Raw genomic sequence first — 19381 nt, 5'->3', positions numbered from 1 at the left:
CTGACCCAAACGCCTTAGCGCAGCGCCTTGTATTGGCCTTGCGCTGCGGGCAAGCGGAAGGCCTCGACCAACTCGGCCAGTTGCTGGGCCTGCACCCGCAGGCCGTGCGCGGCGGCGGAGGACTCTTCCACCAGCGCGGCGTTTTGCTGCGTCATCTGATCGAGCTGCGACACAGCCTCGCCCACCTGGCTCAGGCCCGTGGTCTGCTCGCGCGTGGCGGTGCTGATCTCGCCAATGATGGTGGCGACCTGCTGCACCGAGTTCACGATCTCGCCCATGGTGCCACCTGCGGCGTGCACCAGCTGCGTGCCTTCGTCCACCTGGCGCACGCTGTCGCTGATCAGGCCGCCAATTTCTTTGGCCGCCGTGGCCGAGCGTTGGGCCAGGCTGCGCACTTCGCTGGCCACCACGGCAAAGCCCCGGCCTTGCTCACCCGCGCGGGCTGCTTCCACCGCTGCGTTCAGCGCCAGGATGTTGGTCTGGAAGGCGATGCCATCGATCACGCTGGTGATGTCGGCAATGCGGCGCGAGGACTGGGAGATACCGTCCATGGTGCCCACCACGCGGTCCACCGCCTCGCGCCCGCGCCGGGCCACGTCGCTGGCGCCACCAGCCAGCTGGCTGGCCTGCGCGGCGGCATCGGCGCTGTGGCGCACGGTGGCCAGCAGCTCTTCCATGCTGGCCGCAATTTCTTCGAGGTTGGAGGCAGTCTGCTCGGTGCGGGCCGACAAGTCGCTGTTGCCTGCGGCAATTTCACTGCTGGCGCCCGCCACCGAGGTGCTGGCCTGGCGCATGCCCACGACCAACTCACCCAGGCGCGACTGCATGCCGCCCAGGCGCGCCAGCAAGGCTTGCAACTCATCACGGCTGCCTGCGGCAGATGCGGGTACGGCGGAGGTCAAGTCGCCCTCGGCAATGCGGTCTGTGACGTTGGCCGCATGGGCCAGGGGGTGCAGGATGGAGCGCGACAGCACCCAGGCGCACAGCAGGCTGAGCGCAAGCCCCAGCGCCGAGCCTGCGGCCAGCAAGAAGATGCCCTGGCTGGCGCTGCGGGCCGCGGCTTCACGGTCCTCGGCCACCCGTTGCTGCTGAAGCGCGGCGAGCTTGTCCACCGCTGCTGCATAGGCGTCCGCCGCTGGGCGCAGTTGGCTGGCGATGGCCTCGGGGGGCAAGGCTTCGCCCGACTTGCGGCGTTTGACAAGATCATCGCGCACCGTTCGGAAGGTGTTGCCTGTGCTGTCCATGGCGTCAAACAGGGCCTGGGATGCGGGGTCGTCGGCCAGCACGTCCAGGCGCTTGCGCACTTCGGCCGAGCGGGCCGACGTGGCCTTGCGGTCAGCATCGATGCGGGCGGCGTAGGCGGGGTTGTCGATCTCCAGCAGAGTCTCGGCGCGCACCGAGCTGAGCACCACAATGGAATGCAGCTCACGCGCGAGCACGGCGCGCTCTGAGGCGGGGCCGCCCAGCTCATCGGCAATTTGCTGCAAACCAGACAATCGCCAGATGCCTACCGCCGCAGACAACGATGTGACCAGGCAAACAATACCGAAGGCCAGCGCCAGGCGAACAGCAACGCGCAGATGGGAAATGGACATGAGAAGTCCCTCAATCGAAGGGGTGAAAAACGCTCTGAAACAAACTGGAGTCACACCGGCGCAAGGCCGATGCTCCCTCAGTGTATCGACACAGTTTGTCAATTTGTAAGAGGGATTTCACGCGCCCATGCCCGCGTAAGAATCTCACCACAGCCACCGACCCCGGACTTCGGTCCGGTTAACGATCTTTTCACAGTGCCCCCCCGGCGAGCCAGGAGTCACCTCAGTCGAGCTTGACCCCGGCAGCCTGAATGACCCGGGCCCATTTGGCAGTTTCTGCCTGGATGAATGCATCGCATTCCTGCGGACTGGAGCCCTCGGCAAAGGTGCCCATCTCAGACTCCAGGCGCTGGGTGACGGCGGGGCTGCGAATGATGCGGGCCACCTCTTCAGACATGCGCTGCACGATCTCACGGGGCACCCCGGCAGGAGCGAGCATGGCGGCCCAGGTACTGCCTACCAGATCGGGATAGCCCTGCTCTGCAAAGGTCGGGACGTCGGGCAAGGCAGGCAAACGTTTTTCGCTGGCGACGCCGATGAGGCGAATCCTGCCCGCCTTGGCCGGCTGGATCAGATTGGGCGGAGGGTCCAGAAACAGGGGAATCTGCCCGCCCAGCAGATCGGTCAGTGCCGGTGCGGCACCTTTGTACGGCACGTGCACCATATCGGTCTTGGTGACCAGCCGCATCAGCTCGGAAGTCAGGTGCGCGGCCGATCCATTGCCCGAAGAGGCGAAGCTCAGCTTGCCCGGATTGGCCCGCGCGTAAGCCACCAACTCCGCCGTGGTCTTGAAAGGCGCGTTGGCAGCCACCGCAGCCACCAGTGGCGATACGCCCATGAGCGATACCCCTACCAGATCTTTGCGGGGGTCGTAGGGCAGTTTGGGGTAGAGCGTGGTGTTGGCCGCGTAGGCCGCAATGACCACCGCAAAGGTATGCCCGTCAGGGGCTGCCTTGGCCACTGCATCCACCCCGATGATGCTGTTGGCCCCTGGCTTGTTGTCCACCACCACAGGCTGCCCCAGGCGCTGCTGCAAGCCCACCTGCAGCAGGCGCGCCATCTGGTCGGTAAAGCCACCGGCCGTGTAGGGCACGACGATGCGTATGGGCTTGCTGGGCCACGCACTTTGCGCCCAGGACGCAGGGGATAGCACGGCACCAGCGGCAAGGCCTGTGCCGCAGCGGATGAAAGCACGGCGGGTATTCAATGGCATGGGAGTCTCCTGGGGATAAGAGTGAAGAGTCTGTTTACGAGCCTTTTCCAATGCCCAGGGGCTTCCGAGCCATGCTCAACGACGCCAGGGCATCCGCACTGTCACAGTCGATGTCACTGCGCTGCCAGGCCCAGGCGGTCAATCAACACCTTGTCCTTGGCAAAGGTGTCCTTGGCCCACTGTGCATAGTCCGCCCCCGAGCGGTACCAGGACTCCTGATTGAGCTGCTTGAGCACCTCTGCATGGCGAGGATCGTCCATGGCCTTCTTGAAGGCGTTGTGCAGCTTGGCCGTGATGGCAGGGTCCATGCCCTTGGGACCCACCAGGCCGTAGGGCGAAGTGGATACCACTCCATAGCCCAGCTCCTTGGCCGTGGGCACGTCAGGCCAGCGGGCGGAGCGCTTTTCGCCAAAGGTCAGCAGCAAGCGCATTTGACCTGCTTCCACATAGGTGTCCCAGCCCGAGGCGTCGCTCGACGCCGTGACATGGCCGCCGAGCAGGGCCTGCTGCAAATCCGCATTGCCTTTGAACGGCACATGGTTGAGCGTGACCTTGGCGTTGATGGCCAGCTCTTCCACCAGCAGATGGGGGGACGAACCGATGCCTGTTGAACCGTATTCGACCTTGCCGGGACTCTTTCGCGCTGCGGCGATGTACTCGTGGAACGTCTTGTAGGGCGAATCCGAGCGCACGGTGAAGCCGAAGGTGTAGCCCGACAGACCGATGATGTAGGTGAAATCGGTCAGCGGATTCCAGGCCGGTTTTTGCATGTGCGCCATGCGCAGCATGGACATGGGGAACTGCGTGATGGTGTAGCCGTCAGGCTTGGCGGTGCGAGCCATGACACCGGGGCCCAGGGTGCCGCCAGCACCCGGCTTGTTCTCCACGATGATGGACTGCCCTAGCTGCTTGCCCGCCAGATCGGCCAGGGTGCGCATGTGGCGGTCGGTTGGGCCACCTGCCGGAAAAGGCACGATCAGGGTGATGGGCTTGGTGGGGAACTCCTGCGCCTGTGCACTGCCCATGCAGGCACCGGCCAGCATTGTCAGCCCCATCGATAGCAGGCTGCGGCGGCTTGAGAAGTGGGTCATTTTTGTCTCCTGTAGTTATAAATGGATATGACAGCCACTGGCCTCAGAGCGCCTTGACCAATTCAGGCACAGCCGTGAACAGGTCGGCTTCCAGCCCATAGTCGGCCACGCTGAAGATCGGCGCCTCAGGGTCCTTGTTGATCGCCACGATCACCTTGGAATCCTTCATGCCCGCCAAGTGCTGGATGGCACCCGAGATGCCGGCCGCGATGTACAGCTGAGGGGCCACGATCTTGCCGGTCTGGCCCACTTGCAGGTCGTTGGGGGCGTAGCCCGCATCCACCGCAGCGCGGCTGGCGCCGATGGCTGCGCCCAGCTTGTCGGCCAGCGGGGTGATGACTTCGTTGAACTTTTCCGCACTGCCCAGCGCACGGCCACCGGAGACGATGATCTTGGCGGCGGTGAGTTCAGGGCGGTCATTCTTGGCGATTTCGCTGCCCACGTAGCTGCTCTTGCCTGCATCGGCGGTCGCTGCTGCGGTTTCGACAGCGGCGCTGCCACCCGTGGCGGCTGCGGCATCAAAGCCGGTGGTGCGCACGGTGATGACTTTGACGCTGTCGGCGCTTTGCACGGTGGCAATGGCGTTGCCTGCGTAGATGGGGCGCTCGAAGGTGTCTTGGCTTACCACCTTGGTGATGTCGCTGATCTGGGCCACGTCGAGCTTGGCGGCCACGCGGGGGGCCACGTTCTTGCCACCTGCGGTGGCGGGGAACAGGATGTGGCTGTAGTTGCCAGCGATGGCCAGCACTTGCGCGGCGACATTTTCAGCGAGGCCGTGGGCCAGGCTTGCTGCATCGGCGTGAATGACTTTGGCAACGCCTGCGATCTGGCCAGCGGCAGCAGCAGCGGCGCCAGCGTTGTGGCCAGCCACCAGCACGTGCACGTCGCCACCGCAAGCGGCTGCAGCTGTCACGGTGTTCAGGGTGGCGCCTTTGATGCTGGCGTTGTCGTGTTCAGCAATAACGAGAGAGGTCATGTCGGTCGTCTTTCTCTTGAATCTTGGAAGGTGCCGCTATCGCCTGCGACTGCCCGGTGCAGTGCGGTGGGTGCGCGGGACACCGAGGAAGGGCCGCCCCGCACCGAGGGTGTCGTCCCCCTGGGGGGAAGGCGCGAAGCGGCTCAGGGGGGTCAAATGACTTTCGCTTCGTTCTTGAGTTTTTCAACGAGGGCCGCCACGTCGGCCACCTTCACACCCGCGCCGCGCTTGGCGGGCTCGGTCACCTTCAGGGTCTTGAGGCGAGGGGCCACGTCCACGCCGAGGTCTTCGGGCTTGACGGTGTCCAGCTGCTTTTTCTTGGCCTTCATGATGTTGGGCAAGGTGACGTAGCGGGGTTCGTTCAGGCGCAGGTCGGTGGTGATGACGGCGGGCAGGCTCAGGGCCAGGGTTTCCAGGCCACCGTCGATTTCGCGGGTCACATTGACTTTGTCGGCAGCCAATTCGACCTTGCTGGCGTTGGTGGCCTGGGGCAGGTCCGCCAGGGCCGCCAGCATCTGGCCGGTCTGGTTGGCGTCGTCGTCGATGGCTTGCTTGCCCAGGATGATGAGCGAGGGTTGCTCTTTGTCCACCAGGGCCTTGAGCAGCTTGGCCACGGCCAGGGGTTGCAGTTCGACATCGGTCTCGACCAGGATGGCGCGGTCTGCGCCAATCGCCATGGCCGTGCGCAGGGTTTCTTGGCACTGGGCTACGCCGCAGGAGACTGCGATGACTTCGGTCACCAGGCCTTTTTCTTTCAGGCGCACTGCCTCTTCAACGGCGATTTCGTCAAAGGGGTTCATGCTCATCTTCACGTTGGCGATGTCCACACCCGTGTTGTCCGACTTCACTCGGACCTTCACGTTGTAGTCCACCACGCGCTTGACAGGGACCAGAACTTTCATAACCACACACTTTCTTGAGAGAAGAACACAGGCGCATGACACGCCAGAAAATCAGTACCTGAGCGGCTCGGCAACCACCAGAGGCAAACGACAGGGGTCAGGTAGAAGGCAAGGTCAGCACGCCCTGCTGTTGCAATTGCTGAAGCTGCTCGTCGCTCATGGACAAAAGGCGTTGCAGCACTTCGCGCGTACCCTCACCCAGCGTGGGCGGGGCGTTGCGCAAAGGCAGGCGCTGCCCATCCAGGCGATACGGCGGCGCAAACACCACCGTGGTGCCCGCAACCGGGTGCGGCATGTCGCGCAACAGGCCAGAGCGATGAGTGCGCTCGCTGGTCAGCGCCTCGTGCAGGCCCGCCACCTTGCCGCACGGAATGCCCACGGCCTGCATGCGCTCGATCAGCAGGTCACGGGGATGGGTGCGAATCAGATCCTTGAGCAGCGGTGCCAGCTCCAGGCGATGCTGGGTACGGTTGACGTTGGTGGCAAAGCGCGGGTCTTCCACGATATCGGGCCGCTGCAGCACCTGCCTGCAGAACTTGTCGAACTGCGCGTTGTTGCCCACCGCGATGATGAGCGGGCCATCGGCGGCGTCGTACATGCCGTAGGGCACGATGGAGGGATGCGCATTGCCATAGCGCTCCGGGTCGCGCCCCAGCAGCATGGCGTCCAGGCCGTAGTAGCCGGTGACCATGATGCCGCAGTCGTACAGCGCCATCTCAATGAGCCGCCCTTTGCCTGTGCGCTCGCGCCGGAACATCGCCGCCAGCACCGCTTGCGCCGCGTACATGCCGGTCATCAGGTCCACCACTGCGACGCCAAACTTCAGCGGCGGCTGCGAGGCCTCTCCATTCAAGGCCATCAACCCCGCTTCGCCCTGGATGACCAGGTCATACCCCGGGCGCTTGGCCTCGGGGCCGCTGCTGTCATAGCCCGCCACGGCGCAGTAGATCAGATCGGGCTTGATGGCCTTGAGCTGCGCGTAGCCCAGGCCCAGCTTCTCGGCACCGCCGGTCTTGAAGTTGTGAACCACCACGTCGAACTGGGGCAGCAGATCGTGAACGATCTTCAGGCCTTCGGCGGTTTGCAGATCGAGCGTGATGGACCGCTTGTTGCGGTTCATGCTGTTGTAGTAGGTGGTCTCTGTCTTGCCAATGCGCATGCCCCAGTCGCGGGTGTCATCGCCCCGGCCCGGGTGCTCGACCTTGATGACCTCGGCGCCAAAATCGGCCAGCACCTGCGCGCACAGCGGCCCGGCAAACACGCGCGACAGGTCGAGCACGCGCACCCCTTGCAGAGGGAGATCGAGGTCGCCAGATACTTCTTGTTCGTTCACAGTCTTTGTCTCCTTGGATGGATGCGCCTGCACTTCGGGTGCGCAGGCGCATCGGGGGACGCAGCTCAGCGCTGCTGCCCCAGGGCGATGAAGCGTGCCAGGTGGTGATCTTCATCGCCAAACTGGTGATCCACCATGACCAGGCGCTTGGCGTAGTGCGACAGGGGCAGCTCCCACGTCATGCCGATGCCGCCGTGCAGCTGAATGCTTTCTTCAGCGACCAGCGCGCCAATACGGCCCATGGTGACCTTGGCGGCCGACAGCGCACGCTCGCGCTCGGTGCGGTCGGTGCTGTCCATCGCGGCCGCTGCGTTGATGACGGCAGAGCGGGCCTGCTCCACCTCCAGCAGCAAGTCGGCCATGCGGTGCTGCAGGGCCTGAAAGCTGCCAATGGGCACACCAAACTGCTTGCGCGTTTGCAGGTATTCCAGCGTGTGCTTCTTGGCCACATCCATCGCACCCAACGCCTCGGCACACACGGCCAGAATGCCCCAGCCCACGGCGTGTTCCAGCGTGGCAAAGCCTTGCCCTTCCGCACCCAGCAGCGCACCCGCGCCCACCTGCACGTTTTGCAACGTGACCTCGGCCACACGGCCACCGTCAATGCGGCCCATGCCACGGCGTGTGAAGCGTGCGGCATCGGCTGGGACGAGGAACAGCGAGATGCCGCTTTCATCGTCCACCGCGCCCGACGTCCGTGCGCTCACCAGCAGCATCTGAGCCTGGTCGCCGTGCACCACCACCGCTTTCTGACCGGTGAGCAACCAGCCGTCGCCATTGCGCACAGCACGGGTCATCACACGGTTCAGGGCATAGTGCGCGCCGGGTTCTTCGTGCGCCAGGGTCACCACGGTGCTGCCGTCGATGATGCTGGCGATGTGCTCCTTTTGCGCTGCGCTGCCGGCCAGGCCCAGCGCCCGGCCCACCACCAGAGCGCCCAGGAAGGGCTCCACCACCAAGCCGCTGCCCAGGGCTTCAAACACCACGGCCACATCAAAGCCTGCGCCGCCAAAGCCGCCATCGGCTTCGGGGAACAGCGCGCCAATCGCGCCCAGCTCGGCAAAGCGGGACCACAGCGCCGGGTCCATACCGTTGTCGCCGTAGGCAATGTGGTTGCGGGTTTCGATGCCGTACTGCTCGGCCACGAAGCGGTTCAGGGTGTCCGCCAGCATGCGGCGGTCTTCGGTATGTTCAAAGTTCATCGCAGCAACCTCACAGGCCCAAGATCATTTTGGAAATGATGTTCTTCTGAATTTCATTAGAGCCGCCAAAGATCGACAGCTTGCGGTAGTTGAAGTAGTTGGCGGCGGCAGTCGCAGCCTCCTTCGGGCCCACGGGTTCTTCGGCATAGCCCTCGTACTGCGCTTCTTCAATGAAGGGCAGCGCGTACGGTCCCACAGCGCGGCGGATGAGCGACAGGATTTCCTGGCGGATCTCGGTGCCACGGATCTTGAGCATGGAGCTTTCTGCCCCCGGCACACCCCCACCAGCCACAGCGGCAATCACGCGCAGGTTGGTGGTCTTCATGTTCTCCAGATCAATCTCGACCTGGGCCATGCGGGCGGCAAACAGCGGGTCCTGGTCCAGCGGCTGGCCGTTCTTCATCACCTTGGCGGCCACCACCTTGAGCTTGGCCAGTGCGGCAATGCAAAAGCCTACGCCTGCGATGCCGGTACGCTCGTAGGTCAGCAGGTACTTGGCGTAGGTCCAGCCCTTGTTCTCCTCGCCCACCAGGTTTTCTACCGGCACCTTCACGTCGGTGAAGAACACTTCGTTGACCTCCTTGTCGCCATCGAGCGTGCGGATGGGGCGCAGCTCCACGCCGGGCGATTTCATGTCCACCAGCAAGAAGCTGATGCCCGACTGCGCCTTGGCCTCGCGGTCGGTGCGTACCAGGCAGAAGATCATGTTGGCGTGCTGGCCCTGGGTGGTCCAGGTCTTCTGGCCGTTGACGATGTAGTGGTCACCCTGGCGCACCGCCGTGGTCTTGACCGATGCCAGGTCCGAACCCGCGCCGGGTTCGGAGTAGCCCTGGCACCACCAGTCCTCGCCGCTGAGGATGCGCGGCAGCCAATATTTTTTCTGCGCCTCGTTGCCGAACTTGATGAGCACCGGGCCCAGCATGTTCACGCCAAAGGGCACGATGCGCGGACCACCGGCCAGGGCGCATTCAGTGTCGAAGATGAACTTCTCGACCGCTCCCCAGCCTGGGCCGCCATAGGCCTCGGGCCAGTGGTTGGCCAACCAGCCGCGCTCGTTCAGGATGGCGTGCCACTCATCCTGATCGGCCTTGGACAGGCGCTGTCCGGCCTTGACCTTGTTGGCGATGCGTGCGGGCAGCTTGGCTTTCAAGAAAGCCTGCACCTCGGCGCGAAAGGCTTCTTCTTCGGGAGTGAAATTCAGGTCCATATCGGGTCGCTTGCGGTGTTCAGAGTTCGGTGGTGTGGCGCAGGGTCAGAAAATTTCAAACAGGCCTGCAGCGCCCATGCCGCCTGCAATGCACATCGTCACGACGCCGTACTTGGCCTTGCGGCGGCGGCCTTCGAGCAGTAGGTGGCCCACCAGGCGCGCGCCGGTCATGCCAAAGGGGTGGCCAATGGCGATGGCTCCGCCGTTCACGTTCAGCCGCTCGGACGGGATGCCCAGGCGGCGTTGGCAGTACAGGGCCTGCGAAGCAAAGGCCTCGTTCATTTCCCACAGGTCAATGTCTTGCACCGTGAGGCCGTGGCGTGCCAGCAGCTTGGGCACGGCAAACACGGGGCCAATGCCCATTTCGTCGGGCTCGCAACCGGCCACCGCAAAGCCACGGAACGCGCCCAGGGGCTGCAGGCCACGGCGCTCGGCTTCTTTCGCCTCCATCAGCACGCAAGCGCTGGAGCCATCGGACAGTTGCGAGGCATTGCCGGCGGTGATGAACTGGCCGGGGCCCTTCACGGGCTCCAGCTTGGCCAGGCCTTCCAGCGTGGTGTTGGCACGGTTGCAGTTGTCGTGCGTGGCGGTCACTTCGCGGTAGGTGATCTCGCCGGTCTCCTTGTTCTTTTCCATCATGCGCGTGGTGCAGGGCACGATCTCGTCAGCAAACACCCCCGCCTGCTGTGCGGCGGCGGTGCGTTGCTGGCTTTGCAGCGAGAACAGGTCCTGGTCTTCGCGGCTGATGCCGTAGCGGTGGGCCACGATGTCGGCGGTGTCGATCATGGCCATATAGAGGTCGGGCTTGTGCTCTTGCAGCCAGGGGTCGATGTCTGCCGGGTTGCCGGGGCGGATGGCCGAGATGCTTTCCACCCCGCCCGCCACCATGGCGGGCACGCCTTCGGCCACGATGCGGCCTGCGGCAATCGCCACCGACTGCAGGCCCGACGCGCAAAAGCGGCTGGCCACCATGCCCGCCACCGACAGGGGCAAGCCCGCACGCAGCGCCGCCTGGCGGCCGATGTTCTTGCCGGTGATGCCCTCGGGGTAGCCGCAGCCCATCACCAGGTCTTCGATCAACTCGGGGTCGATGCCCGAGCGCTCCACCGCCGCCTTGACGGAAAAGGCCGCCAGCTGCGGGCCAGGTGTGGCATTGAACTCGCCACGGTGCGACTTGGTCAGCGGGGTGCGGGCGGTGGAAACGATGACGGCTTCACGCATGATTTGCTCCTGATTTGATAGCTGCTTGCGCTTATTAATAGAGCGCTAGAGGCCAAAATGACTTGAATTCAATGGAATTGAGAGGCCGCCTGACGTGCTGTGCGCGTGGGGCGGCTTCTGCACTATTCGGCCTTGTTCAGGCTGTCAAAGTTGCGCCCCTCCCGCACCAGCTGCACTAGCAAGGGCGAGGGTTTCCAGAACAGCGGGTCTTCCTTCGCAAAGGCCTCGATGTCGGCCAGCAGCTGGGGCAGGCCCGTCATGTCGGCCCACTTCATCGGGCCGCCCCGGTGGCGCGGAAAGCCGTAGCCCGCCACAAAGGTCACGTCCACATCCAGCGGGCGCAGGGCGATGCCCTCGTGCACCACATTGGCCCCTTCGTTGACCATGGCGGCCATGTAGCGGCGCATGATCTCGTCGGCAGTGAAGCTGCGGGGGGTAACGCCCTTCTTGGCGCGCTCGGCATCCACAATGGCCAGCACTTCAGGGTCGGGCTGGCCCGTGCGGGAGCCTTCGGGGTAGAGGTAAAAACCGCGCCCGGTCTTCTGGCCAAACCAGCCGCGTTCGCAGATGCGGTCGGCAATTTCCACGTAGCGGGCCTGGGGGTCACGCGTCGCAGCACGGCGCTTGCGCGTGGCCCAGCCAATATCGCCACCGGCAAGGTCTGTCACCTGGAAGGGGCCCATGGCAAAACCGAAACCGCGCACGGCGGCGTCGATCTCATACGGGCTGGCACCGTCTTCCAGCAGGTAGTCGGCCGCTTGCTTGTACACGGCCAGGATGCGGTTGCCGATGAAGCCGTCGCACACACCGGCGCGCACAGGCACCTTTTTAAGTTTTTTGGCCAGTTCAAACGCCGTGGCCACCACATCGGTCGCCACTTTGGAAGGCACCACAATCTCCAGCAGCTTCATGATGTTGGCGGGGCTGAAGAAGTGCAGGCCGATCACATCCTGCGGGCGGCCGGTGGCAGCGGCAATGGCGTCGATGTCGAGGTAGGAGGTGTTGGTGGCCAGCACGGCACCGGGCTTGCACACGCGGTCCAGCTCGCGGAACACGGTCTTCTTGACCTCGATGTCTTCAAACACGGCTTCGATCACCAGGTCCACCTGGGCGATGTCGGCATAGCTGGTGCTGCCGGTGTAGCGCGCCATCACGGCGACCTTCGCTGCGTCGGTCATGCGGCCTTTGGCGACCAGGGCGTTGTAGACCTTCTCGACATTGGCGCGGCCACGGGCGATGGACTCCGCATCGCGCTCAATCATGGTCACGGGCAGGCCCGCATCCAGCGCCGCCACGGCAATGCCCGCGCCCATGGTGCCGCCACCGATGACGGCAATGCTGGCCACAGGGCGTGGCTGCGCGGCCTGTGCCTCGGGCACCTTGACCACTTCACGCTCGGCAAAAAAGGCGTGGATGAGCCCGGCGCGTTGTGGGCTGTCGATGCATTCCATGAACAGGGCACGCTCGCGGGCCACGCCTTCGTCAAACGGGAGTTGCAGCGCGGCCTGCACGCATTCGATGATCTTGAGGGGTGAGAACAGGCCGCGCGACTTCTTTGCTGTCTCGGTCTTTTGCTCTTCCAGCCAGGCCAGTGCAGCCTGCGGCTCGGCAATGGCGAGGTCACGCGTGCGGCGCACGGGGGCGTTGGCCGCCAGCAGCTCGCGCACGTAGGCCAGGCCTGCGGCCAGCGGATCAGTGCTGTCCATCAGCTTGTCGACCAGACCTGCCTGCAGCGCGGCCTGGGCCTTGAGGGGCTGGCCGCTGAGCATGAGGGTGGTGGCCGCCTGCACGCCCATCAGGCGCGGGGCGCGCTGGGTGCCGCCCGAGCCGGGCAGCAGGCCCAGGTTCACCTCGGGCAGGCCCAGCGTGGCGGCAGGCAAGGCCAGCCGGTAGTGGGCCGACAAAGCCACCTCCAGCCCGCCGCCCAGGGCTGCGCCGTGCAGCACGGCCACCACGGGCTTGTTCAGGTTTTCGATGGCGCGGCAGACCTCGGGCAAGATGGGAGAGACGGGTGGCTTGCCAAATTCGCGGATGTCAGCGCCCGCGATGAAGGCCTTGCCGGCGCCCACCAGCAGCACTGCCTTGACGCCGGGCTGCTGCGCGGCGTGGTCCATGGCCGCCACCAGGCCCTGCCGAACGGCTGCGCCCAGGGCGTTGACCGGGGGGTTGTCGATGGTGACGATCTGCACCTCGTCCTGCACCCGCCATTGAACGACGGACGCTGTGGCGTCATGGGCCATGCACTTGTCTCCTTGCTTGTTCTTGTTCCAGACAGGCTGGGCTCGATCTAGCGCCGAGCCAGCCCCATGGGCTTGTCCTCATTCTTATGGCGACAATGGTTTATGACAATCCCATCATTCATTGACATACTGTCAAATAAATTTATCCAATCGAACCCTTTTAACCCCCGCTGAAGCCCCCATGGACTCCCAAGCCCTGAACCTGCTGGTTGAAATCATTGACAGCGGCAACCTGAGCCAGGCGGCCCGCAAGCTCAAGATGACGCGTGCCAATGTGAGCTATCACCTCACCAAGCTCGAAAAAGACGTGGGGGTGCAACTGGTGCAGCGCTCCACCCGGCGGGTGGAGCCCACCGAGATCGGCATGCGGCTGTACCAGCATGGCCGCGCCATCCACAACGAAATCCTGGCAGCGCGCGAGGCAGTGACCTCGCTAGGACGCGGCCTGCAGGGGCGGGTGGGCATCAGCGTGCCCAGCGGCTATGGGCAGATCGTGATGAGCGACTGGCTGATCGAGTTCAAGCGCCTGTACCCAGGCATCGTGTTGGATGTGCTGTTTGAAAACCGCGCCGACATCCTGCGCGACGAGGTGGACATTGCCGTGCGCGTGGTGCCCGAGCCTCCGCTGTCCATGGTGGCGCGCAGCCTGGGCGATGTGCGCTACCTGGCCTGCGCATCACGCGAATACGCCCAGCAGCACGGGCTGCCCCGCACCCTGCACGAGCTGCGCAACAGCCCGGTCATCACCGCAGGCGTGACGGGGCGGCACCTGCGCCTGGCCGCCTACCAGGGTGCCGAGCGGTACGAGGTGCTGCTGGAGCCCACGATGATTTCAGAGCACTTTCCGTTCTTGCGCCAGGGCATCGTGGCGGGGCTGGGCGTGGGCCTGGTGCCAGACTACGTGGTGCAGGACAAGCTGGACAGCGGCGAGCTTGTCACCACACTGGACGAATACCGACTGAGCATCTTCGGCACGCAGATGTACCTGCTGTACCTGCCCAACCGCCACCAGACACGGGCTGTACGCACCTGCATCGACTTCATCCTGGCCAAGACCCGCCCCCCCGAGGACAGCGGCGGCGATGCGCCCGTATTGCCCGACGCCGCAGAAAAGCCGGCCCATAAAAAAAGCCCCTCCACCTGAGGCAGAGGGGCTTGGCTGACCCTGCAGCGGTGGCTGCAGGGTCAGGGATTCCGGATCAAGAGTTTTGTGCAGCCGATGCGTTTTGCAGGGCAGCAATGCGCTCTTCGATCGGCGGATGGGTGCTGAACAGCTTGCCAATGCCACCGGCAATGCCCATGGCGGCCACGCTCTTGGGCAGCTCGCCGGGGTGCATGCCACCCAGGCGGGCCAGCGCGTTGATCATGGGCTGGCGGCGACCCATCAGCTGGGCGGCACCTGCGTCGGCACGGAACTCGCGCTGGCGGCTGAACCAGGCCACGATCATGGCAGCCACAAAGCCCAGCACGATGTCGAGCACGATGGTGGTCACGTAGTAGCCGATGCCGGGGCCCGAGCTTTCCTCGTCGTTCTTGCGCAGGAAGCTGTCCACCGCGTAGCCGATGACGCGCGACAGGAACACCACGAACGTGTTCATCACGCCCTGGATCAGCGTCATCGTGACCATGTCTCCGTTGGCGATGTGGGCGACTTCGTGGCCAATCACGGCCTCGACTTCTTCGCGCGTCATGCCTTGCAGCAGACCGGTGGACACCGCCACCAGCGCCGAGTTCTTGAACGCGCCCGTGGCAAACGCATTGGGGTCGCCTTCAAAAATACCCACTTCAGGCATGCCGATCTTGGCTTCGTTGGCAAACTTGCGCACGGTCTCGACAATCCAGCGCTCGTCGGCCGAACCGCTGCCGTCAATCACACGCACGCCAGACGACCACTTGGCCACAGGCTTGCTGATGAGCAGCGAAATGATCGCGCCGCCAAAACCCATGATGAGCGCGAAACCCAGCAAGGCGCCCAAGTTCAGGCCGTTGGCGGTGAGGTAGCGGTTCACGCCCAGCAGGCTGGCCACCACCCCCAGCACCAGCACAACGGCCAGGTTGGTCAATACAAATAACAAGATCCGTTTCATGGCTTCTCCGTGGGTGAAACAAGGACACAGGGCATTTAAGTGGGGGATGACTGCCGTGAATCAAGACCATCGCTGGCAGCAACCCACGGCACGCCCCATCTGCCCCTTTGAATGGCCCGATGTTAGGGCGAAACCCCAAAACGGCACGAATCCCCAGGCCCCGGCGGGAATTAGCGCTGCGCTGCCCCACTCCGGGGGGGTCTGAACACCTGAGCGTCGTCGTAAAACGATGCGCTTTGGTTGGCCGACCACCAGCCGGGCACGCCCAGCACCGGCAGCGGCGCAAAGGGCTTGGTCGCCCAGGGTTCGGGCTGCAGGGCCTGGGCCAGCCAAGTGTCTAAATTTGCTATGGATTCAATAGCTGGTGGCGCTTTATAGACGTGCGCCACCATGGGTTTTCTGGGTGTCACCAGCTTTTCCATCAGCGCATGGCCCAGCAGCAGCAAGCGGGCTTGCCCCCACAGCGGGCGCAGGTCAACAAACAGGCGCTGCCAGTCGCGTGCATGCAGCGCGGCCCACAGGGGTTCTGGCGCCTGCAGCAGGGCGCCGTTTTCGTCGAACACCGTGAGCGCATCGCGCAAAGGCCCGCGCACCGCGCCCACGCCCTGGGCGGCAATGGCCTGGGCCTGCAGCTGGTTCATGCGGCGCTTGGCCTGCGGCCAGTGCAGCCACACCAGGCCGTTGAAGAAGTCGTGCAGGTTGTCGCGCGTGGGCACGCAGCGGGTGTCAAAGATGTGCTGCTCGTAGGCGGTGCCTTCGGGCAAATCTGACTGGGGCACAAAGCGCAGGGGGGCGCCCGGTGCAGCAGACAAGGCGGCATGCACGGGCAGGCCCGGCTCTGCTTCATCGGCTGGCGCCGCAGCCATGTCTGCCGTGGCGGCCACTATGCGCGCCGCCAGCGGCTCGCCCACCGCGCGCCAGGGCTGCAGCCACGGGGCCGCCCAGTCAATGCGCTCTACACCAGGCGCCACGGCAACGCTTCACCGGCGCGCAGGGGCTTGAGGTTGGCTTCGCCAAAGACGAAGCTCTCGGGCGGCGTCCACGATTCGCGGCGCAAGGTGATGGTGCCGGTGTTGCGCGGCAGGCTGTAGAAGTCGGGGCCGTGGAAGCTGGCAAAGCCTTCGAGCTGGTCCAGTGCACCGGCGTTGTCGAACGCCTCGGCATACATCTCCATGGCCGCATGGGCCGTGTAGCAGCCTGCGCAGCCGCTGGCGTGCTCTTTGAGGTGTGCGGGGTGAGGAGCGCTGTCGGTGCCCAGAAAGAACTTGCTGCTGCCGCTGGTGGCGGCTTGCACCAGGGCCACGCGGTGCGTTTCGCGCTTGAGCACGGGCAGGCAGTAGTAGTGGGGGCGCACGCCGCCCACAAAGATGGCGTTGCGGTTGTACAGCAAGTGGTGCGCGGTGATGGTGGCGGCAGTGAAGCCGTCGGCCTGCATCACGTAGTCGGCGGCGTCCTTGGTGGTGATGTGCTCGAAGACGATCTTCAATTCCGGGAAGTCGCGGCGCAGCGGGATGAGCTGCCGCTCGATGAACACGGCCTCGCGGTCGAACAGGTCGATGTCGCTGCTGGTCACTTCTCCGTGCACCAGCAGCAGCATGCCGGCCTTCTGCATGGCTTCGAGCGTCTTGTAGGTCTTGCGCAGGTCGGTCACGCCCGCGTCGCTGTTGGTGGTGGCGCCAGCGGGGTAGAGCTTGCAGGCGACCACACCAGCCGCCTTAGCGCGCACGATTTCTTCGGGAGGCAGGTTGTCGGTGAGGTACAGCGTCATCAGCGGCTCAAAGCTCACGCCTGCGGGCACGGCGGCCAGGATGCGCTGCTTGTAGGCCAGGGCCTGCTCGGCCGTGGTCACGGGCGGGCGCAGGTTGGGCATGATGATGGCCCGGCCAAACTGGGCGGCGGTGTGGGGCACGACGGTGTGCAGGGGTTCGCCGTCGCGCACATGCAGGTGCCAGTCGTCGGGGCGGGTGATGGTGAGGGTTTGGAGTGCTGCAGTCATGGGGCGATATTGTCCCACCAACCCTCGCGGCACCGGGCGCCAGGCACGCCCGACACGGGGGCACAGCGCCCGGCGGCAACCCGCCAATCGCTACAAAATCAATAGCTGCCAGCGCTTATTCATCATGGGCGGATTCAAGTCCAAGTGCAACATTGATTGCTGTTGCTCAGTGCACAGACTCAGGCTGCTGAGTCAAGCGATGCAGGTGCTGGGCATAGACCTCCAAGGGCGTGCTGTAGCCCAGGGTCATCCTGGGCCGCCCGTTGAGTTCATCGGCCACCGCATCAAGCTGCTCCTGGGTGTAGCCACTGAGCTCCGTACCCTTGGGGAAGTACTGACGCAGCAGCCCATTGGTGTTCTCGTTGCTGCCCCGCTGCCAAGGGCTGTAGGGGTCACAGAAGTACACCTTCATGCCCGTGTTCTGGGTGAGTCTGGCGTGCTCGGCCATCTCGCGGCCTCGGTCGTAGGTCAGGCTCTGGCGCATCGGGCTGGCAATTGCATTGAGTTTGTCGCTGAATGCCTTGAGCACATGTGCGGCCGTAGCCGGGTTGGGGTGTGGCAGCTTGACCAGCACCACTAAGCGCGTGGTGCGCTCGACCAAGGTTCCTATGGCGCTGGCGTTGTGGGCCCCCTTGATGAGGTCTCCCTCCCAATGGCCGGGAAGCTGGCGATCCTCTACCTCTGGAGGGCGCACGTGAATGCTCACAAGATCGGTGATTTCTCCTCGGCGGTCCTCGCCTTTGGAGCGGGGCCAGCGCTTGGCGTGAGCCATGCGCAGACAGGCCACCAACTCCTTCTTGAGCTCTCCCCGGGGCTGGGCATAGATGCAGGTGTAAATGCTCTCGTGTGACACTCTCTGGCGCCTGTCGTTGGGATGAAGTTTCTTCAGGTGTCCGGCAATTTGCTGGGGCGACCAATGCTGGCGCAGATACTCGCACACCTGCTTGAACAAGATGCCTGGGCGCAGTAGCTTGGGCTGGGGGCGGCTATGGATGCGGCGAATACGGCAGCGCTGTTGGGCAAACCGGCTGACGTAGCCATGGCCTCCTGCATTGCGGAGGATCTCCCGGCTGATGGTGCTGGGGCTGCGGCCTAGAGCCCTGGCAATGGCCCGCAGGCTTTGCTTTTGCTGCAGGCCCAGCGCTATGGCGTGGCGCTCGGATTCTGTGATCTGCTCGTAGGTTCTTTTGCTCATGGAGGCCTCAATTCTGAAAGGGGTGTTGCACTTCAGATTTGAGGCCGCCATGCGCCAGGCCGCTAAATGACTTCAAACCTCGTTCACTCGGCCGTGATGCCTGCGCGCTTGACCACGGCGCCAAACTTCACCAAACGGTCGGCCATCATTTTTTCAAAGGCGGCCGGGGCCATTTCTTCGGGCGGGATCACGCCCCGGTCCTTGAGGTTGGCAATCATGGCGGGCGATGTGGCCACCTGGCGCACGGCCTTGTACAGGGTCTGCACCACGGCCTCGGGCGTCCCGGCGGGGGCGGCCAAGCCGGTCCAGGAGGTGAGGTTCAGCTCGGGGTAGCCCACTTCGGCCAGGGTGGGCACATCGGGCAGCTGGGGCAGGCGCTGGTCGGCCGCCACGGCCAGGGCGCGCACTTTGCCTGCCTGGATGTGGGGCAGCATGATGACCAGGTTGTCGAGGATGAACTGCACCTCGTTGGCCAGCACGCCGGTGATGAGCGGTGTGCCGCCCCGGTAAGGGATGTGCGTGGTGAACACGCCCGTGGAGACTTTGAGCATTTCCACATTGAGCTGGCCCATGCTGCCCACGCCGCCGCTGCCGTAGTTGAGCTTTCCGGGGTTCTTCTTGGCGTAGTCGATGAATTCCTTGAAGGTCTTGAACGGCAAGCTGCTGTGCACCACCAGGGCGTTGGGCTGGCGGCCCAGGATGGCGATGTTCTCGAAGTCTTTGACCGCGTCGTAGCCCACCTTGGGCTGCGTGAGCGGGTTGGCCAGGTGGCTGCTTTGGGACGAGACCACGAGCGTGTAGCCATCGGGCTTGGCGCGCGCCACATACAAGGCACCGACCGAGCCGCCCGCCCCTGCGCGGTTTTCGACAATGACGGGCACGCCCAAAGCGCGCGACAGCGGCTCGGAATACTGGCGCGCCATGATGTCCACCGACCCGCCGGGCGGGAACGGCACCACCAGCGTGATGGGGCGCGAGGGGAATTTGTCTTGTGCCAGGGCGGGCAGCGCGGCAAGGCCTGCAAGGCCTGCAAGGCCTGCAAGGCCGAGGCCAGTGGAGAGAAGGCTGCGGCGGGAAGGTGTGTTCATGGCCATCGGTAAGCTCAAAAAATCAGGAGAAAGTT

General features: G+C 64.5%; 16 protein-coding genes. 1 reads left to right on the top strand and 15 read right to left on the bottom strand.

Annotation, left to right across the window (positions count from 1 at the left end; genetic code table 11):
• Positions 1-14: 14 nt before the first annotated feature.
• The 10 genes from CLU88_RS18680 to CLU88_RS18635 form a co-directional block, all read right to left on the bottom strand.
• The gene (locus CLU88_RS18680) at positions 15-1595 is read right to left on the bottom strand and encodes a methyl-accepting chemotaxis protein (RefSeq protein WP_099657882.1); all 1581 of its coding nucleotides are present in this window, start codon (positions 1593-1595) and stop codon (positions 15-17) included.
• A gap of 223 nt (positions 1596-1818) precedes the next feature.
• A complete protein-coding gene (locus tag CLU88_RS18675; RefSeq protein ID WP_099657881.1) occupies positions 1819-2808 on the bottom strand; it encodes a tripartite tricarboxylate transporter substrate binding protein in 990 nt (329 codons plus the stop codon).
• A 113-nt stretch (positions 2809-2921) separates the two neighbouring features.
• Positions 2922-3863, bottom strand: coding sequence for a tripartite tricarboxylate transporter substrate binding protein (locus tag CLU88_RS18670; RefSeq protein WP_233205621.1), 942 nt, complete (start codon positions 3861-3863; stop codon positions 2922-2924).
• A 79-nt stretch (positions 3864-3942) separates the two neighbouring features.
• Positions 3943-4875: an electron transfer flavoprotein subunit alpha/FixB family protein gene (locus CLU88_RS18665; protein ID WP_099657879.1), complete on the bottom strand. Its 933-nt coding sequence runs from the start codon at positions 4873-4875 to the stop codon at positions 3943-3945.
• Between the two features lie 152 nt (positions 4876-5027).
• Complete coding sequence (locus tag CLU88_RS18660) at positions 5028-5777, bottom strand: electron transfer flavoprotein subunit beta/FixA family protein (protein WP_099655119.1); 750 nt, start codon at positions 5775-5777, stop codon at positions 5028-5030.
• Between the two features lie 97 nt (positions 5778-5874).
• The gene (locus CLU88_RS18655) at positions 5875-7110 is read right to left on the bottom strand and encodes a CaiB/BaiF CoA-transferase family protein (RefSeq protein ID WP_099657878.1); all 1236 of its coding nucleotides are present in this window, start codon (positions 7108-7110) and stop codon (positions 5875-5877) included.
• A gap of 65 nt (positions 7111-7175) precedes the next feature.
• On the bottom strand, positions 7176-8312 hold the full coding sequence (locus tag CLU88_RS18650; RefSeq protein ID WP_099657877.1) for an acyl-CoA dehydrogenase family protein: 1137 nt from the start codon (positions 8310-8312) through the stop codon (positions 7176-7178).
• 10 nt (positions 8313-8322) lie between these two features.
• On the bottom strand, positions 8323-9519 hold the full coding sequence (locus tag CLU88_RS18645) for an acyl-CoA dehydrogenase family protein (RefSeq protein ID WP_099657876.1): 1197 nt from the start codon (positions 9517-9519) through the stop codon (positions 8323-8325).
• A 45-nt stretch (positions 9520-9564) separates the two neighbouring features.
• Positions 9565-10740: an acetyl-CoA C-acyltransferase gene (locus tag CLU88_RS18640; RefSeq protein ID WP_099657875.1), complete on the bottom strand. Its 1176-nt coding sequence runs from the start codon at positions 10738-10740 to the stop codon at positions 9565-9567.
• 122 nt (positions 10741-10862) lie between these two features.
• Positions 10863-12980, bottom strand: a complete 2118-nt coding sequence (locus tag CLU88_RS18635) for a 3-hydroxyacyl-CoA dehydrogenase NAD-binding domain-containing protein (protein ID WP_099657874.1) — start codon at positions 12978-12980, stop codon at positions 10863-10865.
• 181 nt (positions 12981-13161) lie between these two features.
• Between CLU88_RS18635 and CLU88_RS18630 the strand changes: the two genes are divergently transcribed.
• Positions 13162-14124: a LysR family transcriptional regulator gene (locus CLU88_RS18630; RefSeq protein WP_099657873.1), complete on the top strand. Its 963-nt coding sequence runs from the start codon at positions 13162-13164 to the stop codon at positions 14122-14124.
• Positions 14125-14179: 55 nt separating this feature from the next.
• Here CLU88_RS18630 and htpX read toward each other — a convergent pair whose 3' ends face one another.
• From htpX to CLU88_RS18605, 5 genes are all read right to left on the bottom strand, one after another.
• The gene (gene htpX, locus CLU88_RS18625) at positions 14180-15067 is read right to left on the bottom strand and encodes a protease HtpX (RefSeq protein WP_099657872.1); all 888 of its coding nucleotides are present in this window, start codon (positions 15065-15067) and stop codon (positions 14180-14182) included.
• 170 nt (positions 15068-15237) lie between these two features.
• Entirely contained in the window at positions 15238-16038 is an 801-nt protein-coding gene (locus tag CLU88_RS18620) for a DUF3025 domain-containing protein (RefSeq protein ID WP_233205530.1), read from the bottom strand.
• On the bottom strand, positions 16023-17063 hold the full coding sequence (pyrC, locus tag CLU88_RS18615) for a dihydroorotase (RefSeq protein WP_099657871.1): 1041 nt from the start codon (positions 17061-17063) through the stop codon (positions 16023-16025). The genes CLU88_RS18620 and pyrC overlap by 16 nt, the downstream gene beginning before the upstream one ends.
• 166 nt (positions 17064-17229) lie before the next feature.
• Positions 17230-18258 (bottom strand): IS30 family transposase, encoded by a 1029-nt coding sequence (locus tag CLU88_RS18610; protein ID WP_099655696.1) that lies wholly within the window; start codon positions 18256-18258, stop codon positions 17230-17232.
• Positions 18259-18341: 83 nt separating this feature from the next.
• Positions 18342-19352 carry a tripartite tricarboxylate transporter substrate binding protein gene (locus CLU88_RS18605; RefSeq protein ID WP_099657870.1) on the bottom strand — a complete coding sequence of 337 codons (1011 nt, stop codon included), beginning with the start codon at positions 19350-19352 and terminating at the stop codon, positions 18342-18344.
• Positions 19353-19381: the final 29 nt, after the last annotated feature.

The sequence above is a fragment of the Acidovorax sp. 56 genome (genome assembly GCF_002749705.1).
Classification (GTDB): Bacteria; Pseudomonadota; Gammaproteobacteria; order Burkholderiales; family Burkholderiaceae_C; genus Acidovorax.
This window is presented reverse-complemented; position numbering and strand designations above follow the sequence as displayed.